This is a genomic window from Rhodococcus sp. NPDC057529, assembly GCF_042802055.1.
In the GTDB taxonomy this organism is placed as follows: Bacteria; Actinomycetota; Actinomycetes; order Mycobacteriales; family Mycobacteriaceae; genus Rhodococcus_F.
Genome location: NZ_JBHVEY010000013.1, coordinates 166,128 through 192,599 on the forward strand (window position 1 = coordinate 166,128; position 26,472 = coordinate 192,599).

General features: G+C 68.9%; 27 protein-coding genes. 5 read left to right on the forward strand and 22 right to left on the reverse strand.

Going from position 1 to position 26,472, the window contains the following annotated elements; all coding sequences use genetic code 11:
* Positions 1 to 28 precede the first annotated feature (28 nt).
* On the reverse strand, positions 29 to 928 hold the full coding sequence (locus ACFU5V_RS25360) for a LysR substrate-binding domain-containing protein (protein WP_378702847.1): 900 nt from the start codon (positions 926 to 928) through the stop codon (positions 29 to 31).
* Positions 928 to 1,959: an NAD(P)H-dependent flavin oxidoreductase gene (locus ACFU5V_RS25365; protein WP_378702848.1), complete on the reverse strand. Its 1,032-nt coding sequence runs from the start codon at positions 1,957 to 1,959 to the stop codon at positions 928 to 930. Before ACFU5V_RS25365 ends, ACFU5V_RS25360 begins: the two co-directional genes overlap by 1 nt.
* A gap of 129 nt (positions 1,960 to 2,088) precedes the next feature.
* On the opposite strand from ACFU5V_RS25365, the gene ACFU5V_RS25370 reads away from it, so the two are divergent.
* On the forward strand, positions 2,089 to 2,958 hold the full coding sequence (locus tag ACFU5V_RS25370) for a LysR family transcriptional regulator (protein WP_378702849.1): 870 nt from the start codon (positions 2,089 to 2,091) through the stop codon (positions 2,956 to 2,958).
* On the opposite strand, the gene ACFU5V_RS25375 is transcribed toward ACFU5V_RS25370, so the two are convergent.
* The 4 genes from ACFU5V_RS25375 to ACFU5V_RS25390 all read right to left on the reverse strand — a co-directional run bounded on the left by ACFU5V_RS25375 (position 2,946) and on the right by ACFU5V_RS25390 (position 6,966).
* The gene (locus tag ACFU5V_RS25375) at positions 2,946 to 3,500 is read right to left on the reverse strand and encodes a pyridoxamine 5'-phosphate oxidase family protein (RefSeq protein ID WP_378702850.1); all 555 of its coding nucleotides are present in this window, start codon (positions 3,498 to 3,500) and stop codon (positions 2,946 to 2,948) included. The genes ACFU5V_RS25370 and ACFU5V_RS25375 overlap by 13 nt on opposite strands.
* Before the next feature lie 56 nt (positions 3,501 to 3,556).
* Complete coding sequence (locus ACFU5V_RS25380) at positions 3,557 to 4,930, reverse strand: MFS transporter (protein WP_378434870.1); 1,374 nt, start codon at positions 4,928 to 4,930, stop codon at positions 3,557 to 3,559.
* A 59-nt stretch (positions 4,931 to 4,989) separates the two neighbouring features.
* Positions 4,990 to 5,979, reverse strand: a complete 990-nt coding sequence (locus ACFU5V_RS25385) for an NAD(P)H-dependent flavin oxidoreductase (RefSeq protein WP_378702851.1) — start codon at positions 5,977 to 5,979, stop codon at positions 4,990 to 4,992.
* A 246-nt stretch (positions 5,980 to 6,225) separates the two neighbouring features.
* Positions 6,226 to 6,966, reverse strand: a complete 741-nt coding sequence (locus ACFU5V_RS25390; protein ID WP_378702852.1) for a biotin/lipoate A/B protein ligase family protein — start codon at positions 6,964 to 6,966, stop codon at positions 6,226 to 6,228.
* A 206-nt stretch (positions 6,967 to 7,172) separates the two neighbouring features.
* On the opposite strand from ACFU5V_RS25390, the gene ACFU5V_RS25395 reads away from it, so the two are divergent.
* Positions 7,173 to 7,610, forward strand: coding sequence for a cupin domain-containing protein (locus tag ACFU5V_RS25395; RefSeq protein ID WP_378702853.1), 438 nt, complete (start codon positions 7,173 to 7,175; stop codon positions 7,608 to 7,610).
* A 16-nt stretch (positions 7,611 to 7,626) separates the two neighbouring features.
* Here ACFU5V_RS25395 and ACFU5V_RS25400 read toward each other — a convergent pair whose 3' ends face one another.
* From ACFU5V_RS25400 to ACFU5V_RS25415, 4 genes are read right to left on the reverse strand one after another with little or no spacing between them, the layout of a single operon-like run.
* The gene (locus ACFU5V_RS25400) at positions 7,627 to 8,370 is read right to left on the reverse strand and encodes a cobalt-precorrin-6A reductase (protein WP_378702854.1); all 744 of its coding nucleotides are present in this window, start codon (positions 8,368 to 8,370) and stop codon (positions 7,627 to 7,629) included.
* Positions 8,371 to 8,372: 2 nt separating this feature from the next.
* Entirely contained in the window at positions 8,373 to 9,122 is a 750-nt protein-coding gene (cobM, locus tag ACFU5V_RS25405; protein WP_378702855.1) for a precorrin-4 C(11)-methyltransferase, read from the reverse strand.
* The gene (gene cbiE, locus ACFU5V_RS25410; RefSeq protein ID WP_378702856.1) at positions 9,119 to 10,354 is read right to left on the reverse strand and encodes a precorrin-6y C5,15-methyltransferase (decarboxylating) subunit CbiE; all 1,236 of its coding nucleotides are present in this window, start codon (positions 10,352 to 10,354) and stop codon (positions 9,119 to 9,121) included. The genes cobM and cbiE overlap by 4 nt, the downstream gene beginning before the upstream one ends.
* A complete protein-coding gene (locus tag ACFU5V_RS25415; RefSeq protein WP_378702857.1) occupies positions 10,351 to 11,124 on the reverse strand; it encodes an SDR family NAD(P)-dependent oxidoreductase in 774 nt (257 codons plus the stop codon). Before ACFU5V_RS25415 ends, cbiE begins: the two co-directional genes overlap by 4 nt.
* Before the next feature lie 30 nt (positions 11,125 to 11,154).
* Between ACFU5V_RS25415 and ACFU5V_RS25420 the strand changes: the two genes are divergently transcribed.
* Positions 11,155 to 11,568 carry a TIGR03618 family F420-dependent PPOX class oxidoreductase gene (locus ACFU5V_RS25420; RefSeq protein WP_012687822.1) on the forward strand — a complete coding sequence of 138 codons (414 nt, stop codon included), beginning with the start codon at positions 11,155 to 11,157 and terminating at the stop codon, positions 11,566 to 11,568.
* Here ACFU5V_RS25420 and ACFU5V_RS25425 read toward each other — a convergent pair.
* Complete coding sequence (locus ACFU5V_RS25425) at positions 11,528 to 12,286, reverse strand: polyprenol monophosphomannose synthase (protein WP_378702858.1); 759 nt, start codon at positions 12,284 to 12,286, stop codon at positions 11,528 to 11,530. The two genes, ACFU5V_RS25420 and ACFU5V_RS25425, sit on opposite strands and share 41 nt — an antisense overlap.
* Before the next feature lie 128 nt (positions 12,287 to 12,414).
* Positions 12,415 to 13,554 carry a M24 family metallopeptidase gene (locus tag ACFU5V_RS25430; RefSeq protein WP_378702859.1) on the reverse strand — a complete coding sequence of 380 codons (1,140 nt, stop codon included), beginning with the start codon at positions 13,552 to 13,554 and terminating at the stop codon, positions 12,415 to 12,417.
* Positions 13,555 to 13,590: 36 nt separating this feature from the next.
* Between ACFU5V_RS25430 and ACFU5V_RS25435 the strand changes: the two genes are divergently transcribed.
* The gene (locus ACFU5V_RS25435; RefSeq protein ID WP_378702860.1) at positions 13,591 to 14,547 is read left to right on the forward strand and encodes a 5'-3' exonuclease H3TH domain-containing protein; all 957 of its coding nucleotides are present in this window, start codon (positions 13,591 to 13,593) and stop codon (positions 14,545 to 14,547) included.
* Positions 14,548 to 14,563: 16 nt separating this feature from the next.
* On the opposite strand, the gene ACFU5V_RS25440 is transcribed toward ACFU5V_RS25435, so the two are convergent.
* From ACFU5V_RS25440 to pafA, 7 genes are all read right to left on the reverse strand, one after another.
* A complete protein-coding gene (locus ACFU5V_RS25440; protein WP_378702861.1) occupies positions 14,564 to 15,259 on the reverse strand; it encodes a DUF4333 domain-containing protein in 696 nt (231 codons plus the stop codon).
* 102 nt (positions 15,260 to 15,361) lie between these two features.
* On the reverse strand, positions 15,362 to 18,097 hold the full coding sequence (locus ACFU5V_RS25445; RefSeq protein ID WP_378702862.1) for a DEAD/DEAH box helicase: 2,736 nt from the start codon (positions 18,095 to 18,097) through the stop codon (positions 15,362 to 15,364).
* Between the two features lie 18 nt (positions 18,098 to 18,115).
* Entirely contained in the window at positions 18,116 to 19,156 is a 1,041-nt protein-coding gene (gene tatC / locus ACFU5V_RS25450) for a twin-arginine translocase subunit TatC (RefSeq protein ID WP_378702863.1), read from the reverse strand.
* Positions 19,157 to 19,227: 71 nt separating this feature from the next.
* Entirely contained in the window at positions 19,228 to 19,524 is a 297-nt protein-coding gene (gene tatA, locus ACFU5V_RS25455) for a Sec-independent protein translocase subunit TatA (protein WP_378434894.1), read from the reverse strand.
* 160 nt (positions 19,525 to 19,684) lie between these two features.
* Positions 19,685 to 20,665, reverse strand: coding sequence for a helix-turn-helix transcriptional regulator (locus ACFU5V_RS25460; protein ID WP_378434896.1), 981 nt, complete (start codon positions 20,663 to 20,665; stop codon positions 19,685 to 19,687).
* Positions 20,662 to 21,654, reverse strand: coding sequence for a helix-turn-helix transcriptional regulator (locus ACFU5V_RS25465; RefSeq protein ID WP_378702864.1), 993 nt, complete (start codon positions 21,652 to 21,654; stop codon positions 20,662 to 20,664). The genes ACFU5V_RS25460 and ACFU5V_RS25465 overlap by 4 nt, the downstream gene beginning before the upstream one ends.
* 47 nt (positions 21,655 to 21,701) lie before the next feature.
* Positions 21,702 to 23,060, reverse strand: coding sequence for a Pup--protein ligase (gene pafA / locus ACFU5V_RS25470; RefSeq protein ID WP_012687833.1), 1,359 nt, complete (start codon positions 23,058 to 23,060; stop codon positions 21,702 to 21,704).
* A gap of 76 nt (positions 23,061 to 23,136) precedes the next feature.
* Between pafA and ACFU5V_RS25475 the strand changes: the two genes are divergently transcribed.
* On the forward strand, positions 23,137 to 24,600 hold the full coding sequence (locus tag ACFU5V_RS25475) for a phosphatase PAP2 family protein (protein WP_378702865.1): 1,464 nt from the start codon (positions 23,137 to 23,139) through the stop codon (positions 24,598 to 24,600).
* On the opposite strand, the gene prcA is transcribed toward ACFU5V_RS25475, so the two are convergent.
* The 3 genes from prcA to ACFU5V_RS25490 are packed head-to-tail and all read right to left on the reverse strand — an operon-like array spanning position 24,591 to position 26,442.
* Positions 24,591 to 25,370, reverse strand: coding sequence for a proteasome subunit alpha (gene prcA / locus ACFU5V_RS25480; protein WP_378440827.1), 780 nt, complete (start codon positions 25,368 to 25,370; stop codon positions 24,591 to 24,593). The two genes, ACFU5V_RS25475 and prcA, sit on opposite strands and share 10 nt — an antisense overlap.
* The gene (gene prcB / locus ACFU5V_RS25485; RefSeq protein WP_378440829.1) at positions 25,367 to 26,251 is read right to left on the reverse strand and encodes a proteasome subunit beta; all 885 of its coding nucleotides are present in this window, start codon (positions 26,249 to 26,251) and stop codon (positions 25,367 to 25,369) included. The genes prcA and prcB overlap by 4 nt, the downstream gene beginning before the upstream one ends.
* Positions 26,248 to 26,442, reverse strand: a complete 195-nt coding sequence (locus tag ACFU5V_RS25490; protein WP_378440831.1) for a ubiquitin-like protein Pup — start codon at positions 26,440 to 26,442, stop codon at positions 26,248 to 26,250. The genes prcB and ACFU5V_RS25490 overlap by 4 nt, the downstream gene beginning before the upstream one ends.
* Between the last annotated feature and the right edge of the window lie 30 nt (positions 26,443 to 26,472).

Here is a 26,472-nt window from a genome sequence, read left to right on the forward strand (position 1 = left end):
ACGTTCTCTTTCACAGACATTCGCCGCCCTAGCGAGCCACGGATTTCAGGGAGGCCGGGCGGCTCGACGCGCGGGTGTGGAACAGGAAACGCGACAGGGCAGGGGTCGTGGCGGCGTCCTTGCGGCGGATGAACAGAGTTTCCGCGCGCGAGTCGGCCGGCGCGAGGTGATGCACCTTCAAGGCCGCCGCCGACGGCGACGCGGTCACCACGCCCAGCGGCAGCAGCGTCACACCCATTCCGGCGGCCGCGCAGCCGAGGATGCCCTCGAGACTTCCGAATTCGAGGACGTCCGGACTCGGCATTCCATGCTTCTCGAAGAGTCGCTCGAGCCGGGCCCGGTAGGCGCATCCGGCCCGGAGAACGAGAATCCTGTGCCGCTGTTCATCGGCCGACACGGAGTCCAAGTCCGCCACGCGAACGCCGCTCACCAGCACCAATTGCTCTACGAACACCTGCTCGGAGACCAGGTCCGGATGCCGCACCGGTCCGCAGACGAACGCCCCGTCGAGTCGATGCTCGAGCACCTGGGTGGTGAGGGCGTCGGTCGTGTCGGTCGTCAGGGTGAAGTCGACTCGGGGGCAGTCCTCGCTGAAGGCCGCGAGCACCCCGGGGAGCCGCAATCCCGCGGTGGTCTCCATGGAGCCGATCGCGAGTCGTCCGGAGGGATCCAGGTCGTCGCCGACGACCTGCGTCACTTCGCGTACGAGCCGAGTGATGTGTTCGGCGTACGGCAGCAGACGTTCACCGGGGTTCGTCAGGGTCACTCCGCGCGCATGGCGGCGAAACAGTTCCACTCCGAGTTCGTCCTCGAGCGCACGGATCCGGGAGCTGATGTTCGACTGCACCGTCAGAAGTTCTTTCGAAGCCCGGGAGATTCCCCCGGCGCGGGCCACGGCCAGGAAGAAGTTCAGGTCGCCGATGTCCATCAGACGTCCCGCGCTTCTCTCGACAGGTCCCGGACGATCTCTTCGGCGGGGGCCGACCGGGCACTGCGATACCCGACGCCGGCCCACAGGGCGAGGCCATGCGGATCGTCCGCGACGCCCGCCGCGGCCCGCAGCCCACTGGTCAGCAGGTGAACCTGCGGATAGGCCGTCACCGCGTAGGCATCGAAGTCGGTGATGAAATCGTTGACCAGCCCGCGGGCGGGACGACCCGAGAACGCGCGGGTGACGACGGTGTCGGTGAAGCGGGCGTCGTGCAACGCGGCCCGGTGGGCGGGTTTGGTCCCTGCCTCGTCGGCGTCGAGGAGAGCGGTACCGATCTGCACGGCAGTGGCACCGGCTTCGAGTGTTGCCGCAACGTCTGCGCCCGTCGCGATCCCGCCCGCCGCGACCAGGGGAAGGTCGACCGCGGCACGGGCCGCCTCGACCAGTTCCCGGGTCGAACGTGGGTCCGGCTCCGCGTCCGGGTCGAGCGTCGCCCGATGCCCGCCTGCGTCGACTCCCTGCAGACAGATCGCATCGACGCCCCGCTCGGCGGCCGACCGCGCCTCGTCGACATCCGACACCGTGGCCACGACGGCACTGCCGGCAGCGTGCAACCGATCGACGACGCCTCGCGGCGGAAGGCCGAACGTGAAGGACACCACGGGAACTGCACGCTCGACCGCGAGGTCGACCTTGGCGTCGAATGTGTCGTCGTCGAAGTCGACGACCTCCGGCAGCGACACCTGCCAGCGTTCGGCGAGCGGCTGCAACCGCTCCCGATAGGTCTCCACGGCCGCGCGGTCGGCCAGGGGTCGGCCGGGGACGAAGAGATTGAGTCCGAATGGTGCGCTCGTCAGCACGCGGACCGCGTCGACCTCATGGCGAACCGCGTCGACGGTCTTGTACCCGGCCGCAAGGAAGCCGAGGCCACCGGCTGACGAGACCGCGGCAACGAGCTCGGGCGTGCTGGGTCCCCCTGCCATGGGCGCTCCGACGATGGGAATTCGGAGGTCTTCGAAATCGAACACCAGGTTCCTTTCGGTCGATGGGTGCGTGGCGAACGTGATTCATACTCTTCTCACGCTTCCGTCCACCATCGTGCACCGCAGTATCGGGGAGCGGAAATGCCGTTTCGGCTGGATCTATGCTTGGCAGTCATGACCATCGAACTGCGGCATCTGCGGGCGGTCGTGGCGGTCGCCGAGGCGGGCTCGTTCACCGCCGCGGCGACCGCGCTCCACATCACGCAACCGGCGCTGACCCGAACGGTGCAGCAACTCGAGGCCTCGCTCGGCGTGCGGTTGTTCGACCGGACCTCGCGTGCGCTCGCCCTCACCGAGGACGGCGCCGGGTTCGTCGAGAAGGTGCGCGTCATCCTCGGTGATCTCGATTCCGCGGTGGCGCTGTACACCACCCGAACCCTCGCCCTGGGCTTCAGTTGGCTCCTCCCCGATCCGTGGGCGCAGCAGGTGATCGACGACGTCGAGAGGAACTCCCGCGCCACTGTGGTTCCGCGTCGCTGCGACGACCCCATCGCCGCACTGAACAACGCCACCGTGGACGCCGCGGTCGTCCGCCGGGACGTCCCGGGCGACGAGTTCGTGCAGCATCCGCTGTTCGAGGAGCAGCGGATCGCGGCGGTCTCGACGGCGTCGCCTCTCGCGAGCCGCGAGTCCATCGACTGGGCGGAGTTCGGGACGCTTCCCCTGGTCATCAACACCCTCAGCGGCACCACGTCCGAGGATCTGTGGCCGAACCACGACGGCCCGGTGGTGACGTGCTCGAACTTCGACGAGTGGCTCGAACTGATCGCCGCGGATCGCGGTGTGGGCACGGTTCCGGAAGTCGCCCGCAGGCGCGTGAACCACCGCAACGTCCGGTTCGTCCCGCTGGTCGGTGCGCCGCCCGCGGTCGTGAGGTTCGTGTACCGCCGCAACCGGGTGACACCGCTGCTGCGGGTGTTGCGGGACGCCGCGATCCGCAACTCTCCCCCACCCGGCGGCGCCACCGTCCGTCAACGGCGCTGACCGTCACCGCCGCCACGCAGTTGCGCGATCTCCCGCTCCAGTTCGGCATTACGGGATTTCAGGATATCGATTTGGTCCTGCAATCCCTTGCGGGCCAACGTCAGCGATTCCCGCATCCGCGCCTCGCCGTACTTCGGGGGAATGTGCTTCGCGCAGTTCCGGTCCAGCGCTTCGACGTGGACGACGAGCGCGCGGTCGCAGCCGGCGTTCACGACCCCGTCAGGCGTGGTGAGAAGCCTGGCGACGAGATCCGGATCGTCGGCACGCTCGACGACCTCGGCCCGTCCGTAAACCTTGACTCTGGTGCGGGTGGGATAGTCGATGAAGAAGAGAGCCACCGCGTCGTTCTCGTCGAGGTTGCCGATCGTGACGAACTGCAGATTTCCCGGGTAGTCCGCGAGCGCAATCGTCGAGGGATCGAGCACGTGCACGAAGCCGGGCGGTCCGCCCCGGTGTTGGATGTACGGCCACCCGGAGGGCGTCACGGTCGCGAGAAAGAACGAATCGGTGGCACGGATCAGTGCAGTGACGCGGGTGTCCACTTCGCCGGGTCGGCCTGGGCCGTTCGCCTGCGACCGCCCATACCGGGCCGGGTGTCTCATGACGAGTACTCGGAATCGATCTGCTTCCACGCCCGCCGGACTATCGGGCTGTCCACTCCCCGCCGCAACGTCAGCACGAACACCATTGCTGTGACCGCGGTGACCGCGACGGGATAGATCAGTCCGGCGAGGACGTTTCCGGTCGCGGTGTTGAGCGAGAGCGCCACCAGAGGGGTGAAGCCACCGAACACGCCGGTCCCGATGTGGTAGGCCAGGGACAGTCCGGTGTAGCGGATCTGCGGTGGGAACAACTCGGACAGGAAGGCCGCCGTGGGCCCGTAGATCATGGTGACGAAGACGACCTGGATCGTCAGTGCCAGGGCCATCTGGAACTGGTCGCCGTGGACGGCGGCGTGTCGAATCCACGCGAACAGCGGAAGGTAGCCGGCTGCCGACAAGACCAGTCCGCACAGGATGATCCGGGTCCGCCCGTGCTTGTCGGACAGCTTGCCGAAGAGGACGAAGAACGGTGTCGCAATGACCAGTGCGATCCCGACGGAGACATTGGCTGTGAGGAAGTCGATCTTCAATATCGTCTGCAGGAAGTACAGCGTGTAGAACTGGCTCGTGTACCAGGCGACCCCCAGACCAGCCGTCACCCCGAAGACCACGACGAGGAGCAACGCAAAGGACGGCTTGTGCGCGACGGCATCCTTGATCGGGGAACGCGAGAGGTTGCCGGTCCGTCGCATCTCCTCGAACACCGGCGACTCGTGCATCTTCATGCGGATCTTCAGCGAGAAGAGCACCAGGACCGCGGACAGGAGGAACGGGATCCGCCAGCCCCACGAGTTGAATGCCTCCTCGCCCAACCCGACCCGGCAGAGCACGATGACGCCGATCGACAGCAGCAGACCGCCGGTCGCGGTGGTTTGGAGAACACTCGTGAGGGCTCCGCGTTTCTTCGAAGGCGAGTTCTCCGCGATGTAGACGACGGCACCCCCGTACTCACCGCCGATCGCGAGACCCTGCAGCAGCCGCAATGTCACCAGCAGTATCGGCGCCAGGATTCCGATGTGGTCGTAGGTGGGCATCAGTCCGAGCATCGTGGTGGCGCCGCCCATGATGAGCAGGGTGGTCAAGAACGTCTTCTTACGTCCGACCCGGTCCCCCATTCTGCCGAACACGATTGCGCCGATGGGGCGTACGACGAAGCCCGTTCCGAAGGCGGCAATCGTGACGAGTAGTGCTGCGGTTCCGTTTCCTTCGGGAAAGAACATCCCTGAGAACACGACGGCGAGACTGCCGTAGATGTAGAAGTCGTACCATTCGATCAACGTTCCGACGCTGGACGCGGTGATGATCTTGCGAAGACTGCTCTTCGCTCCACCGCTCGCAAGAGCAGGTGGTGAAACGGACTGGCTGGTCATGGGGAATCCTTCTGGGGGACGCGCGGGGTGAGGGTTTGCGAGGTCGCACCGATCGGGCGCTAGGAGCCGATCGCCGCCAGGTCGTGGGAAGTGCGGCCCAGGATCGAGCTGGCCGTGCCGACCATCTCGTCGATGATCGACGCGACGGTGTCGACACGATCGATCTGTCCGACGACCTCACCGACGATCAGATTCGCGACGTCGTAGTCCTCGGCCTTCACCGCAGCCACGAATTCCGCCTGCCTCTCCCGGAGCGCGCCCCGCAGGCCCGGCTCGTTGCCGTGCCACCGCCGAAGGAAGTCGTTGTGCAGGACTCGCCCCGTGTACCGAGTCGGCCAGGGCTTCTCGCGCACGATGTCGAAGGCGCGCTGCCTGATCGTGTCGTCACCACCCGCCGACAGCGCGCGGTGCTGGGCGGCACGCGGAATCGCCGCCTCCTCCGCCGCCCAGAACCTGGTCCCGACGAGGGCGCCGTCGGCTCCGAGCGCGAGCGCGGCTGCCAGGCCCCGGCCGTCGCCGATTCCACCGGCCGCCAGCAGCATCACGTCCGGCGCCTCCCGCCGAAGGACATCGGCGATCTCGGGCACCAGCGTGAACGTCGATCGTGCCCCCGTCCCGTGGCCGCCCGCCTCTCCGCCCTGAGCAGCGACGACGCTCGCCCCCACCTCGACCGCCCGGCGCGCCTGGTCGACGTCGTGCACCTGGCAGATCAGCGGGATTCCCGCGGCACGGATCGCAGGCGCATGCGGCGCCGGGTCGGCGAAGGAGAGAAAGATCGCCGCAGGCCGGCAGCCGATCGTCTTCTCGAGGAGCCGCGGTTGCCGCGCCATGGACCACGTGATGAAGCCACAACCGACCGCGCCGGTAGGCACGTGGTCGAACTGATCGCGCAACCAGGCCTCGTCGCCGTATCCGCCGCCGATGAGTCCCAGCCCACCGGCCTCGGCCACGGCGGTGGCCAATCGCCAATCGGAGACGTAGTCCATCGGTGCAAGGACTACCGGGTGTTCGATTCCGAATTTCTCGGTCAGACGGTTCTGCAGACTCATGCTGGGCTCCTCCACACATTTCCGACGTGTCGCCGTGTTGTCCACGTGCTGCACGTCACACCGGACGGCTTTGCGACAACGCTAGAAGCAGGCAGAAGAGGGGTCCAACGGTTTGTACCGAACCCTGCGTTCTCCGGAACAGAACGCTCGAGAAGCCGCTGGCGGCGCACGGCGGAGTCACGAAACCCACTGCTCTGCAACAGTTAACGTGTGGCTCGTACAGGAAGCCCCGATTTCTGGGGCCGATCACGCCACGTGTGCGTCGCGCAGGTTCGCGGCCTCCGCGAGGAGGTCGGGGTCTGCGGTCAGTTCGTGGAATGCGCCGATCTCGGCGAGGATCGCGGCCCGAACCTGTTCGAGACCGAGAGCCGGGTTCAGGTCGGTGAGGGACGCCGCCGTGGCGGGGTCGAACTCCAACTCGAGGGCGGAGTTGACATCGGCGAGCACCGCCCGCACGGGATCCGGATCGGCGACCACGAGTTCGAAGCCGAAAAGCCACGCGCCGGCGACGATTCGCTGCGCGGTCCCCGCCAACTTGACGCGGCCCCCACCGTTCACCGTCCAATCACCGGGGCAGTACTCACCGGGAACCGGTCCGATGAGCGCATCGACGCCGAGCGTCCTCAGTACGGCGACGATCCTCGGGGTGAGGCGCTGGAAGCGGGGCCGGGCCCCGACGATGCCCTCCGTGTCCGGGGAGACGATCTCCACGACGAGGGTCTGCTCGTGGTATGCCGCGGCCCGACCGCCCGCGCCCCGCACGACGGGCGTGAACCCGTGGTGCCGCGCCGCCGCGGCCGCAGCCGGAAACTGCGGCCGAACAGCGTCCAGCCGCCCGAACGACAGTGTCCGCGCGGGACTGTAGATCCGCACCAGCCCAGAGGCATTCGGGTCTCGCCCCGTGCGCCGCAGCAGCGCCGAGGCAAACGCCGCATCCATCACGGGATCATCCGGAAAATGCGTGGTCAGCAACTGCTCGATCGTCATACCCGTCCCGCCGTTCCGCTCCGCAATACTTCAGACGTCACCACTATCGTGTCGCCGAGTCTCCGACCTAGTCTGCACGCCGATCGGATTTCGCGGATATCCCCTCGGCCGCACGGTTCGTGGTCCTACCCTGGACACGCCGTAATGCACTCCCCCTGGACGCCTGCGCGCTGTGTGCAGGGCCAGCGCGCCGAGAGGTCGTCACGATGCTCCTCAGATCGAGTGTGGTCGTCTTGTCCTGTGCCGTCGCCGCGGTGCTGTCCGCCTCCCCCGCCCAGGCCACGCCGTCTTCGGGGGTGACCGCGCAGATTCTGTTCGAGACGACGGTTCCGGCGGTCGCCGGAAGTTCGGCGGGCACGGATCTGACGCTGCGGCGCATCGAGATCGCCCCCGGCGGCACGACGGGGTGGCACTTCCACGACGGCCCGGTGTACGCCTTCGTCGAATCGGGTGTGCTGACGCGCACGCTGCAGGACTGCACGACAGCGGTGACGACCGCCGGTCAGGCGATCACCGAGGATCACGGCAGCGATCACGTCCACGAGGGTTCCAATCTGGGTACGGAACCGCTGGTGCTGCTCGCGTTCTACACCGAACCGGAGGGCAAGCCCCTGTCCGAGGACGCGCCGGCGCCGTCCTGCTGACGGACCGGCCGGGTCGTCAGGGTGTGAGCGCGCAGATCCAGGCGACGGCCCCCGCGACGTCGTCGACTGTTGCCGTCGCCGGCGGCGACGGTGGACGACGGATCATCAGTACAGGGACGCCCAGCGCGCGTGCGGCGTCCAGTTTCGCGTCGGTCTGACCGCCGCCGCTGTTCTTGGTGACGAGGACGTCGATGCGGTGCTCACGCATGAGTGCCGTCTCGTCGGCGACCGCGAACGGCCCGCGGGCGAGGAGCAGGGTCGACTGCGGCGGCATCGCCACATCGGGCGGATCGATCGCGCGGACCAGGAACCACAGTGCGTGCAGGTCCGCGAACGCGTCGACGCCCTGCCTGCCGATGGTGAGGAAGACTCTCGTTCCCAGGTCGGGCAGCAGTTCGGCGGCGTCGGCGAGGTCGGCAGCGCCGTGCCAGTGTTCACCCGGACGCGGCGACCACTCGGGGCGGCGGAGAACCACGATCGGGATCCCGAGGCGGTGTGCGGCGTCGGTGGCGTTGCTCGTGATCTGCGCCGCGAACGGGTGCGTCGCGTCGACGATCGCGTCGACGGGATGCGCGCGCAACCACTCCGCGAGGCCGTCGACTCCCCCGAAACCGCCGATCCGAACATCACCGACGGGCAGGTGCGGATCACGGACCCGGCCGGCGAGAGAGGACACGGCCTCGACACCCGGAACGTCCGCGAGTGCCGCGGCCAACGCGCGGGCCTCCCCGGTGCCGCCGAGGATCAGGATTTGCGTCACGCTCAGTGGGTGGTGCGCTCGCGGGTGGCGGAATACAGGTAGCTGTCCGGAAACCCCTCGGCAGCAAGCACCTTACCGACGATCACCACCGCGGTCTTCGTGACGCCCGCCGCCTTCACCTGATCGGCGATGGTGGCCAGGCTGCCGCGCAGCACGATCTCGTCGGGGCGCGACGCGAACGCGACGACAGCGGCCGGACAGTCGCGGCCGTAGTTCTCGGTGAGTTCTTCGGCGATCTGATCGATCCGGTGCGCCCCCAGGTGCACCACCATCGTGGCGCCGCTGCGGCCGAGGGAACGCAGGTCCTCACCCTCCGGCATCGCGGTGGACAGGGTGGACACGCGGGTCAGCACGATCGACTGCGAGACACCGGGAACGGTCAGTTCCCGGCCCAGCGACGCCGCCGCCGCGGTGAACGCGGGAACCCCGGGCACCACCGTGTACGCGACCCCGGCGGATTCGAGTCGGCGGACCTGTTCGGCGACGGCACTGAAGATCGACGGGTCACCCGAATGCAGTCGGGCGACGTCCTGACCGGCCGCGTCGGCCTCGATCAGCAAGGCGACGATCTCGTCGAGACTCAGACGCGCCGTGTCGATCACCCGCGCCTCCTCGGGGCATTCCGCCAGGAGTTCCTGCGGGACGAGGCTGCCCGCGTACAGGCAGACGGGGCTGGCCGCGATGATCCGCTGCGCGCGAACCGTGATCAGGTCGGCCGCACCGGGACCGGCTCCGATGAAGTACACCGTCATGCCACAACACCTTTCGACTGCTTCGTCACCGACCATTGCGCCACCGGCAGCTGCGGCCGCCACGCGGTGAACCCACCGAGCGGCTCCCCCCGGTACACCTGAAATTTGCGGAGCTGCCCACCGCAGTGCGAGAACCACTGCAGCAGGAGCGCTTCCGATTCCGCCGTCACCGCGTTGGCCACCAGCCGGCCGCCGATCCGGAGCCGGGACCAGCACTCGTCCAGCAGACCGTCCTGGGTGACGCCACCACCGACGAAGATCGCGTCCGGAGCGGACAGGTCGGCGGGCACGTCCCCGAAGGCCACGGGTGCGTCGCCGAACACCGCGAGGGACGGCACCCCGAGCGCTGCGGCGTTCGACGTGATCTGGTCGACGCGTGCCGCGCTGCGCTCGAAAGTCACTGCCCGGCAAAGAGGGTGGGTGCGCATCCATTCGATCGCGACCGTGCCCGATCCGCCTCCCACGTCCCACAGCACCTCCCCCGCCGCGGGTGCGAGGGCGCACAGCGTCAGGGCGCGGACCTCGTGTTTGGTCATCTGCCCGTCACCGGTGAACGCGGCATCCGGCAGTCCCGGCAGCCGGGTCAGCCGGAGGGCGCCGGACTCGGCGCGGCAGTCGATCGCGATCACGTTCAGCCGGGGCCCCGGCTCGTGCGACCACGCCGACGCCGTTCCATCGAGCCTCGACTCGCCGGGTCCGCCCAGTTCGCCGAGCACGGTGAGGCGCGACGGCCCGAACCGTCGTTCCGTCAGGAGTTCGGCCACCGCCGCGGGGGTGTGCTCGTCGCGGCTCAGCACCAGCAGTCGCGTCCGATCGCCGAGTGCCGGCACGAGTGTGTCCACGGGCCGGTTCACGAGACTGACCACCGGTGTCTCGTGCGCCGCCCAGCCCAGCCGGGCGCAGGCCAGGGTGGCGGACGACGGGTGCGGGATCACCCGCACGCGGTCCGCGCCGAGGAGTCCGACGAGGGTGACACCGATGCCGTGGAACATCGGGTCTCCGCTGGCCAGCACGCAGACCCGTCGGCCGTGGTGCCGCTCGAACAGTCCGGGCAGCGCCGGGACCAGCGGCGACGGCCAGGCCACCCGCACGGCCGGCGACTCCGGAATCAGGGCGAGCTGGCGCCCCGAACCCATCACGACGTCGGCGGCCTCGATCGCGCGTCGCGCAGCCGGCGACAGACCGTCCCACCCGTCGGCACCGATACCGACGACGACGATCGGTTCGGTCATCGCGGCATCCGGCGCCAGATCGCCTGCGGCAGCAGTCGCATGACGAAGAACACCGGCCGCAACCGTCCCGGCACCCACACTCGGCCTGCGCCGCGGCGCAGGCCCCGCACGGTCGCGTCCGCGACCTGCGCCGGCGTGCTCGACATCGGCGCGGGCGACATTCCCTCGGTCATCCGGCCGATGACGAAGCCGGGCCGCACGAGCAGCAGGGACACACCGCTGCCGTGGAGGGCGTCGCCCAGACCGGACGCGAACCCGTCCAGGCCGGCCTTCGCCGACCCGTAGACGTAGTTGGCGCGGCGCACCCGCACACCCGCGACGGACGAGAACACCACGATCCGTCCCGACCGCTGCGCTCGGAGCAGGGTGGCGAGGTGGGTGAGCACAGAGACCTGCGCGACGTAGTCGGTGTGGACGACGGCGACGGCGTGCCGTGCGTCCCGCTCGGCGCGCGCCTGGTCGCCCAGAATGCCGAACGCCAGCACCGCCACCGACAGCGGGCCGTGGGCGTCGACGACGGATCTCAGCAGCTTCTCGTGGCTGTCCAGGTCGTCGGCGTCGAATTCCACGCAGTCCACCGCGGACGCGCCCGCATCGAGCAGCGCCTGCCGCTCCGCGGCGAGTTCGGTGCTGCGACGGGCGGCGAGGACGATCGTGCGGCCGGGCGCGAGCCGGGAGGCGATCTCGAGGCCGATCTCGCTGCGACCACCGAGCAGGAGTACCACCCCGTCGTCGGGCTTTCCGCTGTTCTTCTTCGATCCCAGGCTCACCCGTCCAGTGTCCTGGATTACCGTCGGGGGATGGACCGCACCCCCTCCACCCCGATCCGCCTGCCCGACGCGGCGCTCGCCTTCCTCGGCGAATACCACCTCGGGACGCTCACCACGCTCCGCAAGAACGGCACCCCGCACGTCGTCGCCGTCGGCTTCACCTGGGATCAGGAGCACGGGCTGGCACGAGTCATCACCAACGGCTCCTCGCAGAAGGCCCTCAACGCCGAACGCGGAGGGTACGGCGCGGTCAGCCAGGTGGACGGACCGCGCTGGATGACGCTCGAAGGTCCCGCCCGGGTCCTCACCGACCCCGAATCCGTCGCCGACGCCGTGGCCCGCTACGCCGCGAGGTACCGCCAGCCCCGGGTCAACCCGACACGGGTGGTCGTGGAGATCGCCGTCAGCCGCGTACTCGGCTCGGCTGCGCTGCGTCACGACTGAACCGCAGCTTCCACGGGACCCGCGCCGACTCGAGTTGCACCGCGAGGCTCATCTTGGACACGCCGTCCGTGCGTTCCTCGAACCGGATCGGGACCTCGGCGATCGTCATGCCGCGTTGCACCACCCGGTAGTTCATCTCCACCTGGAACGCGTACCCGTTGCTCTGCACACTCTCGACGTCGATGGCCCGCAGCGTGTCCGCGTGCCACGCCTTGAAGCCGGCGGTGGCGTCCTTGACCCGCAACCGCAGGATCGCGTTGACGTAGAAGTTCGCCCACGCCGACAGCGCCTTGCGGTGCCAGGGCCAGTCGCTGGCGACCGCGCCACCCGCCACGTAGCGGGAGCCGAGCACGACGGCCGCATCCGTCGTCGTCAGCGTCTCCACCATCCGCGGGATGGCCTCGGTGGGGTGCGACAGGTCGGCGTCCATCTGGATCACGATGTCCGCGCCCTCGGACAGCGCCCGCGTCATGCCGGCGACGTAGGCCCGCCCGAGGCCGTCCTTCACGGTCCGGTGCAGCACACCGACCGGGATCGGACCGCTCTGCGCGAGCGTGTCGGCGACCTCACCGGTGCCGTCCGGCGAGTTGTCGTCGACGACCAGCACGTGCAGGTTCGGGATGGCCAACGCCGCGAGAAGCTCGACGATCTTGGGCAGGTTGTCGCGTTCGTTGTAGGTCGGGACGACGACGGTTACCTTCGGGGCGACGCTTTCCATGACACCTTCGGTTGATCTGTGATCCCGACTCTCCGCGGACGTGCAGCGGCGAGTGCGGTCGTGAACAAATGGGAGATGTTACTACCCGCGCCGCACCGCCCCGCACACTCCCGCTCCCCCCGGCGTGCTCAGCCCGGGAGAACCGTCAGCCCGTGCGGCCGGGTGTTGACCGGCTCACAGCCGTCCGCGGTCACGATGACGATGTCCTCGATGCGGGCACCCCACTCCCCGCGGAAGTAGATTCCCGGTTCCACGCTGAAGGCCATCCCCTCGGTCAGTTCGATCGCGTTACCCGAGACGATGTACGGCTCCTCGTGCACCGACAGACCGATTCCGTGCCCGGTCCGGTGCACGAACACCTCGGCGAGCCCCTGCGCGGCCAGCAGGTCCCTGGCGGCCGCGTCGACCGCCTCGGCGGTGACGCCGGGACGCACCAGGGCGACCGCCGCCGCCTGCGCCTCCTCGAGCACCGCGAACTTCTCGGCCACACCCGGATCGGGCTCACCCATGCTGTACGTGCGGGTGGAGTCGGAGTTGTAACCGGGTTCGACGGGTCCGCCGATGTCGATGACCACGACGTCACCCGACTCGACGACCCGCTCGGACACCTCGTGGTGCGGGTCGGCGCCGTGCGGTCCCGAGCCGACGATGACGAACGCCGCCGCGGTGTGCCCCTCCTCGAGGATCGCGGCCGTGATGTCGGCCGCGACCTCGGCCTCGGTGCGGCCCACCTTCAGGAACTCCCCCATCCGGGCGTGGACCCGGTCGATGGCTTGGCCGGCCCGGCGCAACGCGTCGATCTCCGCGTCGTCCTTGACCATCCGCAGCTCCCGCAGCACCTCGGTGGCCAGGACCGGCAACGCCCCGAGCGCCTCCGACAGCGGAATCAGGTGCAGCGCCGGCATCGCATCCGTGACGGCGGTCCGCGCCGGAGACGGCAGCAAACCCGACACCAGCGCGTACGGGTCGACCCCGTCCACCCAGTCGCGGACCGTCAGACCCAGTTCGGACGTGGCGGATTCGGTGAGCGCCGCCAGTTCGAGCCGCGGCACGACCACGGACGCGGTGTCGCCGTTCGCCGGAATCACCAGGCAGGTGAGCCGTTCGAACGACTCCGCGCGTGACCCCAGCAGATACCGCAGATCGGGCCCGGGCGTGATGAGGAGGCCGTCGAGTCCGGCATCGCGGGCCAGGGCGCCTGCGCGCGCGATCCGGTCGGCATAGATGGTCGTCGGGAAACGTGAAGTCGATGCGCCGAGGGAACTCATGGCTTCAGGCTAAACCGGTTTGGCAGGATGAGGGTCATGACAGGGCCTCTGCTTCTCCTCGACGGTGCCAGCCTGTGGTTTCGCGCGTACTACGCGCTACCCGACTCGATCACCTCACCCGACGGTCGATCCGTCAACGCAGTGCGCGGATTCACCGACATGGTGGCCGCACTGATCACCAAGCACCAGCCGTCCCGGCTCACGGTGTGCCTCGACCTGGACTGGCGGCCCGCGTTCCGCGTCGAAGCAGTGCCCACCTACAAGGCGCACCGGGTGGCCGAGGACACCGGCGGGGCGGAGGAAGAGGTCCCCGACACCCTCTCGCCACAGGTCCCGATGATCCTGGATGTCCTGGCCGCCACCGGAATCGCGACCGCAGGCGCGGAAGGCCTCGAAGCCGACGACGTTCTCGGCACCCTCGCCGCCACCGAGACCCGCGACCCGGTCGTCGTCGTCACCGGCGACCGCGACCTCCTGCAGGTCGTCACGGACGACCCGGTGCCCGTGCGGGTGCTGTACGTGGTGCGCGGACTCGCCAAGGCAGAGTTGCTCGGGCCCGAAGAGGTGGCAGCCAAGTACGGGGTGCCCACCGACCGGGCCGGCGAGGCCTACGCCGAACTCGCGCTGCTGCGCGGCGACTCGTCCGACGGACTGCCGGGCGTGAAGGGTATCGGCGAGAAAACCGCGTCCAGCCTGATCATGCAATACGGATCGCTCGCCGCACTGCGGGCCGCGGCCGTCGATCCCGAATCGGACATGGCGAAGGGTGCGCGCGCGAAGTTCGCTGCCGCGGCCGACTATCTCGACGCGGCACTGCCGGTGGTGCGGGTGGTGCGCGACGCGGACGTCGAACTGTCCCGCGACGACACGCTGCCCGCCGAACCGGTCGACGCGGACCGGCTCGGCAGGCTGGCGGACGAACTCGGAATCGAGAACTCCGTGGGACGCCTCACGACGGCGATGAAAAAGGTGGCCGCCGCGCGGGTTCCGTGACGGCCGAGTGAGCCGCCTAGCTGGGGCGGCTCACCTCGTACGTGCCCTTGTCGTCGGTGAAGGTGAGAGTGACCTGCTTCTTCTCACCGTCGACGGTGAGGCTGCACGTGAAACTGTTGCCCTTCTTCACTTCCTGACCCGAGGGGCAGGTGACACCGGACACGTTCTCGGCGCCGTACGAATCGGTGACGATGCGCTCGACACCGTCCTCCGCCGCCTTCTGATCGAGGGTGTCCGTGCCGAACACCGTGAACGCGAGCACCAGGGCGATACCGACGATCACCAGCAGCGCCACCACACCGCCGATGATCAACGGCAGCTTCGACTTCCCCGACGACGGCGGCTGCCCCCACTGCTGCTGACCGGGCGCCGGTCCCCACTGCTGCGGCTGACCCGGTTGCTGACCCCACTGCGGCTGCCCGGGCTGCTGCGGCTGCTGACCCCACTGCCCCGGGCCCGGCTGTCCGAGCTGACCGGGTTGCGGCTGCTGACCCCACTGCGGCTGCCCCGGCTGCTGGGGCTGCTGACCCCACTGCGGCTGCCCGGGCTGCTGCGGCTGACCCGGTTGCTGACCCCACGGCTGGGCGGGCGGCTGCTGACCGTACTGAGGCGCACCGTACTGGCCGCCGGTCTGGTCAGGATTGCCCTGGCCCGGTTGCTGTCCCTGGGCCCATTGCCCGTTCGGGTCGTTCGGTCCGTAAGGGCCGCTCATCGTCGCCTCCCGCTCACGTGTCAAGTTTTGTACCTACCGTAACGCCCCACCATCGGATTCGGGCCTTCGGACGGCGTGCGAATCCAACCACACGGCGTGGGGTCACGCAGCATCCACGGCGACGACGCCGCGACGGATCGCCGCGACCGCACGACCTGCGGCCTTGCCGACCTCCGGATCGGGCGACGTCGACCGGACCTGTTCGAGGAGGTCGATCACCTGCCTGCACCACCGCACGAAGTCGCCGGCAGACAGTGCGCGTCCCTGGTCTCCCGCCGCGATCAGCGCCTCGACGAGCGAATTGTCGCTCGCCCAGTGGTAGATCGCCGCGGCGAAGCCGAAGTCCGGTTCACGGGTGGGCGGCAACTTGTGCCGGATCTCGTCCGCCCGCAGTTCCCTCCACACCCGCACGGTCTCGTCGAGGGCGTGCCGCAGCGCTCCCGGACCGCCGCTCTCGACGGTGTCCCCCTCGCGGCGCGATTCGAAGATCACCGCGGACGCGACGGCTGCGAGTTCCGCGGGCCCGAGTCCCTTCCACACACCCTGCCGGAGGCACTCGGCCACCAAGAGATCGCTCTCACAATAGATCCGGCTCAACCGGGTGCCGTGCTCGGTGGCATCGGGGTGCTCCCCCTCCGACACGTAGTCGCGTTCGGCGAGCAGCGACAGGATCCGATCGAACGTGCGCGCCAACGAGTTCGTCGTGGCGGCGGCCTTCTGCCGCATCGTCTCCGTCTCGCGGGCCAGCCGGTTGTAGCGCTCACCGATGCGGCTCAATTGCTCGCGGTCGGGCCAGCTGTGGCACGGATGCTGCCTGATCGCGCGCCGCAGCCGCGCGATCTCGGCGTCGTCGGCGGCCGCACCCGACTTCTTCCGCTTCCGGCGGCCCGGCGCGATGATTCCGGTGCTGCGCAACGCCGATGCCAGATCGCGTCGCACCCGGGCGGTGTGGTGGTCGAAGCGTCGCGGCAACCGCATCGAGCCCAAAGCCCGTGCCGGCTCGGGGAAGTCGCCTGCCGACACCCGGCCGGCCCACTTCGCCTCGGTGAGGATCAACGGCTTCGGGTCCGTCGGGTCCCGGTCCGGCTCCAGCACCACAGCCAGACCGGAGTGCCGTCCCACGGGGATCGCGATCACGTCGCCGCGCCGCAGTGCGACGAGCGACGCGACGGCGGCGTCCCGGCGCTCGGTCCGGCCCGCCCGTTCGAGTGACCGTTCCCGGCTGCTCAGCTCCTCCCGCAGCCGCGCGTATTCGAAGTACTCGCCGTCCTCGCCGCCGAGGCGTTCGCGGAGCGTGGTGAGCGCGGCCTCGTTGCGCTCGATACCGCGCGTCAGGCCGACCACCGACCGGTCGGCCTGGAACTGGGCGAAGGACCGCTCCAGCAGGGCCCGCGATTCTGCCGCACCCATGCGGTCGACCAGATTGATCGTCATGTTGTAGCCGGGACGGAACGAACTGCGCAGCGGAAACGTGCGGGTGGACGCCAGCCCGGCGACGTCCACCGGTTCCACCCCCGGTTGCCACAGGACCACGGCGTGGCCCTCGATGTCGATGCCGCGACGTCCCGCCCGGCCCGTGAGCTGCGTGTACTCCCCCGGGGTGAGTTCGGCGTGGGCCTCACCGTTGTATTTGACGAGGCGTTCGAGGACGACCGTGCGGGCGGGCATGTTGATGCCCAGTGCCAGCGTCTCGGTGGCGAACACGGCCCGGACCAGACCCTTGACGAACAACTCCTCGACCGTCTGCCGGAACGCCGGCAACATTCCCGCGTGGTGCGCGGCGAGACCACGCTCGAGCGCCTTGCGCCATTCCCAGTACCCGAGGACCTCCAGATCGGCCTTCGGCAGTTCGCCGGTGTGGGCGTCGACGATGGTCCGGATCTCGGCGACCTGCTCCGGCGTCGTCAGATCGAGCCGCGATCGCAGGCATTGCGCCAGCGCGGCATCGCACCCGGCCCGGCTGAAGATGAACGTGATCGCCGGAAGGAGTCCTTCGTCGTCGAGGCGGGAGATCACCTCCGGCCGGGGCAGCGGCCGGAAATCGCTGGAGTACCCGCGACTGCCGCCGCGTCTCCCCCTGCCCCGCGGCTCCCACGAGTCGGCCCGCTCGAGGGCCTGACGCTGCTTGACGTGACGCACCAGATCCTGGTCGACCACCAGATCCTTGCGGGCGTCCCCGCTGCGCGCCCTCGTGTCGAACAGGTCGAACAGCCGCTTTCCGACCATGATGTGCTGCCACAGCGGGATCGGGCGGTTCTCGTCGACCACCACGGTGGTGTCGCCGCGCACCGTCTCCATCCACGCACCGAACTCCTCGGCGTTGCTGACGGTCGCCGACAGACTGACGAGCCGGACGTCCTCGGACAGGTGCAGGATCACCTCTTCCCACACCGCCCCACGGAACCGGTCGGCCAGGAAGTGCACCTCGTCCATGACGACGTGCGACAACCCGCGCAGCGCCGCCGAATCGGCGTACAACATGTTCCGAAGCACCTCGGTGGTCATCACGACCACCGGGGCGTCCGAGTTGATGCTCGAATCTCCGGTCAGCAGCCCCACGGTGTCCTTGCCGTACCGCCGCACCAGTTCCGCGTACTTCTGATTGCTCAGCGCCTTGATCGGCGTCGTGTAGAAGCACTTGCGGCCGGCTGCGAGCGCCAGGTGCACGGCGAATTCGCCGACCACCGTCTTTCCCGCGCCGGTCGGGGCGCAGACGAGGACGCCGTGGCCGCCCTCGAGCGCGCGGCAGGCGTTGATCTGGAAGGGGTCGAGCACGAAGCCGAGCTGCGCCGAGAACACATCGAGTTCGGTGCCGCCGGTCGTGTCACCTGTTGTCACTGCCACCCCGTCAGATTGTCACAGGGTGTCGGAGAAGTCCTGACCCGGTGTGTTGCTGCCGGTCGTGCTCGCCTCGTCGTTCTTGTTCGCGGCACCGGACTTGCCGGACTTGCGGGAACGACGGAACCGGCCCGCGGGCTCGGGGACCGCGGTGGCGGCCACGTCGAACGACTCGTCCAGGTTCGACGGCGCCGCGATCGTCGACGCCTCGTCGTCGTCGAGGGCACCCCACTCCTGCTCCGTGCGGCGGGCCTTGCGGCGGTCGTTGATGCGGGCGATCTGCACGGCGATCTCGAACAGCAGGGTCAACGCGAACGCGAGCGCGAGCATCGAGAACGGGTCCTGACCGGGCGTGGCGATCGCGGCGAACACGAACAGGGCGAAGATCAGGCCGCGGCGCCACGCCTTGAGCTTCGCGTAGGGCAGGATTCCGACGAAGTTCAGGGCGACGATGAGCAGCGGGATCTCGAAGCTGACGCCGAAGATGATCAGCAGGTTGATGATGAACCCGAAGTATTCTGCGCCGCCGAGGGCGGTGATCTGGACGTTGTCGCCGATCGTCAGCAGGAAGTGCAGCGCCTTCGCGACGACCACGTACGCCAGGACGGCACCGGCCATGAACAGCGCCGCGCCGGACACCACGAAGCCGATCGCGTAGCGGCGTTCCTTCGAGTACAGGCCGGGGGTGATGAACGCCCACAGCTGGTACAACCAGATGGGGCAGGCGAGGACGACGCCCGCCGTGAGCGCGACCTTGAAGCGGAGCATGAACTGCTCGAACGGTCCGGTCGCGAGGAGACGGCACGACCCGTCGTTGCTCAGGTCGGCGCGGCTCGACTCCGGCAGCGAACAGTACGGCCCCCGCAGGAGCTCGCCGAGACTCTCGATGCCGAAGATCTCGTGGGAGTACCAGAAGAAGCCCACCGCGGTGGTGACCACGATGGCCAGCACCGACAGGAGCAGTCGCGTGCGCAGCTCGTAGAGGTGATCGACCAACGACATGGTGCCGTCGGGGTTGGTCCTCCGCTTGCTGTGGCGCGGATCGAACGGAATTCGCACTGTTGTTCGCCCTAGTCTTGGTCAGCAGTCAACCGGGGTGACGAGTCACCCCGGTTGTCAGGCGGCTCGGGCTACGCCGACTTGGGCTCGGTGTGCTGCGACTGCGGCTGCACCGGCGCCGGCGGGGTGACCGGTGTGGTGGTGGTGTCCGCCACGGGCAGCTCGGCGGGTGCGCTCTGCGCGGGGGGCGCACTCTGCGCGGTGGGCGCCGGCGTGCTGTTGTCGTTCTGCATCTCCTTGACCTCGCTCTTGAAGATGCGGAGCGAACGGCCGAGTCCACGAGCCGCATCGGGCAGCTTCTTGGAACCGAACAGGATGACGACGACCAGCGCGACGATGGCCCAGTGCCAGGGGCTCATGGCTCCCATGATGAAACCTCCAAAAGATCAGGTGACCCCGATGCTACCGGACATACACTGCACCGGTTCGGTCGAAACCGGCTAGTTGCGCTGCCGTTTCCCTGCCGGTTTCCTGGGTGCCCGCTGGGAGCGCAGATCGGCGAGCAGAGCCCCGCCGGACCCTTGCCGCTCACGCCTCGACGGCCTCGTACGCGGACAGCGCCTCCACGGCCCGGCGGCGCACCTCGTCGACCAGTTCGGGCGGTTCGAGCACGGTGATTCCGGAACCGAACCCGAGCACGAGCCGCGCCATCCACTCCAGCGCCCCGTAACTCATGGTCGCCTCGACCGAACCGTCGGCGGCGACCGTGGCGACATCCATCGGGTAGTAGTCGAGCACCCATACGCAGTCGGCGCCGATGTGCAGCCGTGCCTGGGGAAGGGACGCGTCGCCGCTGAACAACTCCAGATTGGAGTCCCGCACGAGTGCCTGCGCCGGCGGGGTGGACGGCTCGTCCAGTGCGGCGGCGGCGTCGATCCGGTCGAGACGGAACAGCCGGACCCCCTCGGCCTGCCGGCACCACGCCTGCAGATAACTGTGGTTGTCGACCAGCACGATCCGCACCGGGTCCACGGTGCGCTCGGTGACCCGGTCCCGAGACGCCGAGTAGTACGTCAGGTGGAGAGCCCGCCGGCGATGGAGTGCGGACCGCACCGTGGCGGCGATGGGATCCTCCGCCACGTCCTCCCCCGCATCCCGCTCCGACGCCGGCGTCACCGCCGCACGGGCCGCCGCTGTCCCCGCGGCGTCCTCGATCTTCGCGATCGCACTGTGCGCCGCGGACGGGTCGACCATTCCCGGCATCTCCACCAGCGAACGCAGGGCAATCAGCAGGGCGGTCGCCTCGGTGGACGTCAACCGCAGCGGACGGTCGATGCCCGCCGAGAACGTCACCTCGATGCTCTCTTCGGAGAACGACAGGTCGATGAGGTCACCGGGTCCGTAGCCGGGCAGTCCGCACACCCACAGCTGGTTGAGGTCGGACATCAGCTGTGTGGTGGTCACGCCCAGTTCGGCGGCGGCCTCGGCAGCACTCATCCCGGGGTTCGCGATGAAATACGGCACCAGGTTGAGGAGCCGGGACAGTCGAGACGAGAGCCTGTTGCTCACGACGTCCCCCCTTCCCCCGCGGCGTCCTTCAGCTTGGTCAGTACATCGTGTCGCAGTTCCGGCGGATCGAGCACCAGGGCGTCCGCCCCGTGGCCGGCGACCAGCCGCGCGATCCAGTCCCGGGAGTGGACAGGGATCCGGAGCACGGTGCCGCTGCGTTCGCTCACCCGCTTCTCCTCCGCCGTGGTCGCCAGTCGGCGCAGTTCCTGGGCTCGGCCCTCCGCCACCCACACGGTGGCGGTGCCGGTGACCGCGCCCGAACCGGTGACCCGGTCGACGATGTCGCGGAGATCGACGCCCGCGGGCTTGTGGACGACGCCCGACGGCCCGAACTCCGTCACGTCGTCGCCGATCCGCGACAGCCGGAACGTCCGGACGGCGCCCCGGTCTACGTCGTGACCGACCAGGTACCACCGGCCGTGCGCGGTGACGACACCCCACGGTTCCACGGTGCGTTCGGTGTACGGCTCGTTGAGAGCACCGCGGTGCGGGAAGTGGACGGCGCGGCCGGCGTCGACCGCCGCCAGCAGCTTGCCGAGCGCCGGTTCGGAGCCGCGGGTGCGCGCGGGTACCGCCGTGACCGGGGTGGCCGCCGAATCCGGATCCACCTGCACACCCGCCGCACGCAGCTTGAGAAGCGCCCCCTGCGCCGCGGACGTCAACTCCGGCGACTCCCACAACTGGACCGCCACCGCGACGGCCGCCGACTCCTCCTGGCTGAGGTCGATGTCGGGAAGCTCGTACGCATTGCGGTTGATCCGGTAGCCCTCGACGGTCGAGAAACGCGACGCCTGCCCGGTCTCGAGCGGAACACCGAGATCCCGCAACTCGTTCTTGTCGCGTTCGAACATGCGGCTGAACGCCTCGTCGCTGGCGGAGTCGGCGTACCCGGCAACGCTCTCGCGAATCTTCTCGGCGGTGAGGAACTGTCTGGTGGACAGCAAACAGATCACCAGGTTCATCAAGCGCTCGATCTTGGAAGTCGGCACGCCCGGAAGCCTAGTGGGTGAGCCCGTTACGGACTCCCCGAGCGCCGCTACATCGAGGCAATCAGCCGCTCCACCCGCTCGTCGACCGACCGGAACGGGTCCTTGCACAGCACGGTCCGCTGAGCCTGATCGTTGAGCTTGAGATGCACCCAGTCGACCGTGAAGTCGCGCCCGGCCTCCTGCGCGGCGGTGATGAACTCGCCGCGCAGCTTCGCCCGGGTGGTCTGCGGCGGAGTGTCCACCGCAGCCTCGATCGTCTCGTCCTCGGTGATCCGCTTCACCAGGCCCTTGCGCTGCAGCACGTCGAACACGCCGCGACCGCGTTTGATGTCGTGGTACGCCAGGTCGAGTTGCGCGATCTTCGGGTCGGCCAGTTCGAAGCCGTGCCGGTCCTGGTAGCGCTGGAACAGCTTGCGCTTGATCACCCAGTCGATCTCCGTGTCGACCTTCGCGAAGTCCTGCGTCTCGACGGCGTCCAGCATGCGGCCCCACAGGTCGACCACCTGCGTGACCTGCGGATCGGGGTCGCGGTTCTGCAGGTGTTCGACAGCCCGGGCGTGGTACTCGCGCTGGATGTCGAGGGCGCTGGCCTGCCTGCCGCCTGCGAGCCGCACGGGGCGGCGCCCGGTGACGTCGTGGCTGACCTCGCGGATGGCGCGGATCGGGTTGTCGAGCGCGAAGTCGCGGAACGACACCCCGGCCTCGATCATCTCGAGCACGAGCGCCGCCGTTCCCACCTTGAGCATCGTGGTGGACTCGGACATGTTCGAGTCGCCGACGATCACGTGCAGGCGGCGGTACTTCTCCGCGTCGGCGTGCGGCTCGTCACGGGTGTTGATGATGGGCCGCGACCGGGTGGTCGCCGAGGACACACCCTCCCAGATGTGCTCGGCGCGCTGCGACAGGCAGAACGTGGCCGCCTTCGGCGTCTGCAGCACCTTGCCGGCGCCGCAGATCAGCTGCCGCGTCACCAGGAACGGGAGCAGAACGTCCGAGATCCGGGAGAATTCGCCGGCCCGCGCCACGAGGAAGTTCTCGTGACAGCCGTACGAATTGCCCGCGGAGTCCGTGTTGTTCTTGAACAGGTAGATGTCGCCGCCGATGCCTTCCTCGGCGAGCCGCTGCTCGGCGTCGATCAGCAACTCCTCGAGGACACGCTCACCCGCCCGGTCGTGGTTGACCAACTGGATGAGGTTGTCGCACTCGGCCGTCGCGTATTCGGGGTGCGAGCCGACGTCCAGGTACAGGCGGGCACCGTTCCGGAGGAACACGTTGGAGCTCCGGCCCCACGACACCACCCGCCGGAACAGGTAGCGCGCAACCTCGTCCGGGCTCAGTCGCCTGTGACCATGGAAGGTGCAGGTCACACCGAACTCTGTCTCAATTCCCATGATTCGTCGCTGCACACCTCGACATTACAACGCCGATCACCCGGCGGAGCGGGAAAACCGTCCGGCGACACTCCGCGCCTACGCTGAGACAGTGAACCCACACCTGCACCGCATCCACCGGGCCGACGAAATCGTGTTCGGCCGCAGCGCCGATCTGCGGCCCTCCGGGGTCGACCGGGCGATGCGCTTCCTCAGTCACGCCGCCGACAAGGGGGTCCTGTGGTGGTGCGTGGCGGCGCTGCTCGGTCTGATCGGCGGACGCGCCCGGCGCGGTGCCGTGCGTGGCCTGCTCTCCCTCGCGATGGCCAGCGGTCTGGCCAACGGCATCCTCAAACCGGTGTTCCCGCGGCGGCGCCCACCCGCCCGCGTGTGGACGAACGTGCTGCGCGGGGTGCCGATCCCCCGGTCCTCGTCCTTCCCGTCCGGACATTCGGCGTCGGCGGCGGCGTTCACCACGGGTGTCGCCCTGGAATCGCCCGCGGCCGGCGCCGCGCTCGCCCCCCTCGCGGCCGCGGTCGCGTACTCCCGGGTGCACAACGGCGTGCACTGGCCGTCGGACGTCCTCGTCGGGCTGATGCTGGGCGGGGCCGTCGCTTCGGGAACCCGCCGTTGGTGGGCGGTGCGCACCGAGGACCCGGCGGAACTGGGCCGCGCGGTCGATGCACCTGCGCTGCCGGGCGGCGAGGGTCTGCTCGTGCTGGTGAACCAGGAGTCCGGGCCGGACACCGTGGATCCCTCCGAGGAGATCGCGATCGCACTCCCGAAGGCGCACGTGCGTGCCCTCGACACCGACCACGATTTCGCCGAGCAACTCGACGCCTGGGTGGCCGAGACGAAGCCGCGTGCCCTCGGGGTGTGCGGTGGAGACGGGACCGTGGTCGCGGTAGCGTCCGCGGCGGCGCGACATTCTCTGCCACTGGCGGTGTTCCCCGGCGGGACCCTCAATCACTTCGCGCGGGACGCCGGCGTCGCCGACATCTCGGACACTGTGAACGCCGTCGAGACCGGACGTGCGGTTCTCGTCGATCAGGCCGTCGTCCACACCGATGTCGAGGAACCCGCCCCGTTCCTCAACACCGCCAGTCTGGGTGGTTATCCCGACGCGGTGCGGCTGCGGGAGAAGTGGCAGCCCCGGTACGGGAAGTGGCCCGCGGCCTGTGCGGCGATGGTCCGGATTCTCTCCGCCGCAACACCGCTCGCCGTCACCATCGACGGCAGGCCCGTGAAGGTCTGGATGCTGTTCGTGGGGAACGGTCGGTATTCCCCCGGCGATCAGGTTCCGATGTCGCGTCCCGCCATCACCGGCGGACTTCTCGACGTCCGGTACGTGCGAGCCGACCGGCGGGCATCCCGGCCGCGGCTGCTGTTCGCCGCCGCGACCGGGACACTCGGAAACAGCCGGGTGTACGTGCGATCCCTCGTGCCCCGGCTCACCGTCCGGGTGAAGGGCTCGCCGGTGGCGCTGGCCACCGACGGTGAAGTGGTGGCCGACGCCCGGCGATTCGAATTCCGGACGGTGCCCGGAGCGATCGCCGTGTACCGACCTCAGTCCTGAGTGTCGGCCGGCTTCGTCTCGGTGTCCGGTTTCGGCTCCGGAGCGGACTCCGAGGCGGCCGCCGGCGCTGCGGGAACCAGCTGTTCGAGCGCGGTTCCCGCGATCCGCCGGAACGCGCGCCGAGGACGGGACTGATCGAGCACGGCCACCTCGAGGCTCGCCACGTCGACGTTCCGCTTCTCGCCCTCCCCCGCACCGCCCTGACGCAGCGCGTTGACCGCGATGCCGACCGCCGCCTCGAGATCGAGGTCGGCACGGTACGACTCGCGCATGGCGGTCGCGATCGGCTCGGTCGTGCCACCCATCACCACGAAATGCTGTTCGTCGACGATGGATCCGTCGTACGTGATGCGATACAGCTGGGGAGCCTTCGGGCTGCCCACCCGCCCGACCTCCGCGACGCAGATCTCCACCTCGTACGGCTTGGGCTGCTCGGTGAAGATCGTGCCCAGGGTCTGCGCGTACGCGTTGGCGAGCGACCGGCCCGTCACGTCCCGGCGGTCGTAGGAGTAGCCGCGCATGTCGGCGTGGACGATCCCGGCGCGACGCAGGTTCTCGAACTCGTTGTACTTGCCGACGGCCGCGAAGCCGAGCCGGTCGTACAGTTCGCTGACCTTGTGCAGGGCGGTGGAGGGATTCTCGGCGACGAACAGCACGCCGTCGCGGAATGTGAGGACCACGACGCTGCGTCCCCGGGCAATTCCCTTGCGCGCCAGTTCCGAGCGATCCCGCATGATCTGCTCGGCGGAGGCGTAATACGGCATGGTCATCGCGCAGACCCCCCTTGTTCGGTGCGCTCGGCGACGATGCGCCGAGCCAACTCGGACGTCGTCTCCTCGGACACGTGCACGGCACCGGCCTGGGTGATCGTGACCGCGGTCGGGTAGATGCCTCGGGTCAGGTCGGGCCCACCGGTGGCCGAGTCGTCGTCGGCCGCGTCGTACAGCGATTCGATGGCTGCCCGCAGGGCGGTCTCCTCGTCGCTGTCCGGCGAGTAGATCTTCTTCAGCGCCGACTTCGCGAACAACGATCCCGAACCGACCGCGTGGTATCCGGCGCGTTCCTCGTACCGGCCGCCGACGACGTCGTACGAGACGATGCGGCCCGCCCGGGCCTCGTCGTCCGCGTCGAGGTCGTAGCCGACCAGTAGCGGGACGACCGCGAGACCCTGCATCGCCGCACCGAGGTTGCCCCGCACCATCGACGCCAGGCGGTTGGCCTTGCCGTCGAACGTCAGCGGAACGCCCTCGATCTTCTCGTAGTGCTCGAGTTCGACGGCGAACAGGCGCACCAGTTCGATGGCGATGCCCGCGGTGCCGGCGATACCGGCCGCCGAGTACTCGTCGGTGACGTACACCTTCTCGACGTCCCGGCTGGCGATCAGGTTGCCCTGGGTCGCGCGCCGGTCGCCTGCGAGCAGGACGCCCCCCTTGTAGGTGAGCGCCACGATCGTCGTTCCGTGCGGTGCGAGATCACCGCTCTCCATCCCGTCACCACCCCGTGTCGAGTGCGAACGATGGCCGATCCGATTCTCCGGCAGCAATTCTGGTGCGTGACCACGCAGATACTCGGTGAACGAGCTCAGATTCGAACCGAAGCTGAGCCTCGTCTCACCGTCACCTGTCCGCAATGCCGGTCGATCCGCCGTCACTGGCCGCCCTTCTGGACATAGGCCCGGACGAAGTCCTCGGCGTTCTCCTCGAGCACGTCGTCGATCTCGTCGAGCAGGTCGTCGGTGTCCTCGGCCAGCTTTTCGCGACGTTCCTGCCCACCGGCACCGTCACCGCCCGGGGTCTCGTCCTCGTCGCCGCCGCCAGTTCGTTTGGTCTGCTCTTGCGCCATCGCCGCCGACCTCCTTGTGTGAAGGGAGCT

Coding starts and splice junctions, on each gene's coding strand:
- ACFU5V_RS25360 (WP_378702847.1), bottom strand. CDS start 928: ATGGACATCGGCGACCTGAACTTCTTCCTGGCCGTGGCCCGCGCCGGG.
- ACFU5V_RS25370 (WP_378702849.1), top strand. CDS start 2,089: ATGACCATCGAACTGCGGCATCTGCGGGCGGTCGTGGCGGTCGCCGAG.
- ACFU5V_RS25380 (WP_378434870.1), bottom strand. CDS start 4,930: ATGACCAGCCAGTCCGTTTCACCACCTGCTCTTGCGAGCGGTGGAGCG.
- ACFU5V_RS25385 (WP_378702851.1), bottom strand. CDS start 5,979: ATGAGTCTGCAGAACCGTCTGACCGAGAAATTCGGAATCGAACACCCG.
- ACFU5V_RS25390 (WP_378702852.1), bottom strand. CDS start 6,966: ATGACGATCGAGCAGTTGCTGACCACGCATTTTCCGGATGATCCCGTG.
- ACFU5V_RS25395 (WP_378702853.1), top strand. CDS start 7,173: ATGCTCCTCAGATCGAGTGTGGTCGTCTTGTCCTGTGCCGTCGCCGCG.
- cobM (WP_378702855.1), bottom strand. CDS start 9,122: ATGACGGTGTACTTCATCGGAGCCGGTCCCGGTGCGGCCGACCTGATC.
- cbiE (WP_378702856.1), bottom strand. CDS start 10,354: ATGACCGAACCGATCGTCGTCGTCGGTATCGGTGCCGACGGGTGGGAC.
- ACFU5V_RS25420 (WP_012687822.1), top strand. CDS start 11,155: ATGGACCGCACCCCCTCCACCCCGATCCGCCTGCCCGACGCGGCGCTC.
- ACFU5V_RS25425 (WP_378702858.1), bottom strand. CDS start 12,286: ATGGAAAGCGTCGCCCCGAAGGTAACCGTCGTCGTCCCGACCTACAAC.
- ACFU5V_RS25430 (WP_378702859.1), bottom strand. CDS start 13,554: ATGAGTTCCCTCGGCGCATCGACTTCACGTTTCCCGACGACCATCTAT.
- ACFU5V_RS25435 (WP_378702860.1), top strand. CDS start 13,591: ATGACAGGGCCTCTGCTTCTCCTCGACGGTGCCAGCCTGTGGTTTCGC.
- ACFU5V_RS25440 (WP_378702861.1), bottom strand. CDS start 15,259: ATGAGCGGCCCTTACGGACCGAACGACCCGAACGGGCAATGGGCCCAG.
- tatA (WP_378434894.1), bottom strand. CDS start 19,524: ATGGGAGCCATGAGCCCCTGGCACTGGGCCATCGTCGCGCTGGTCGTC.
- prcA (WP_378440827.1), bottom strand. CDS start 25,370: ATGACCATGCCGTATTACGCCTCCGCCGAGCAGATCATGCGGGATCGC.
- ACFU5V_RS25490 (WP_378440831.1), bottom strand. CDS start 26,442: ATGGCGCAAGAGCAGACCAAACGAACTGGCGGCGGCGACGAGGACGAG.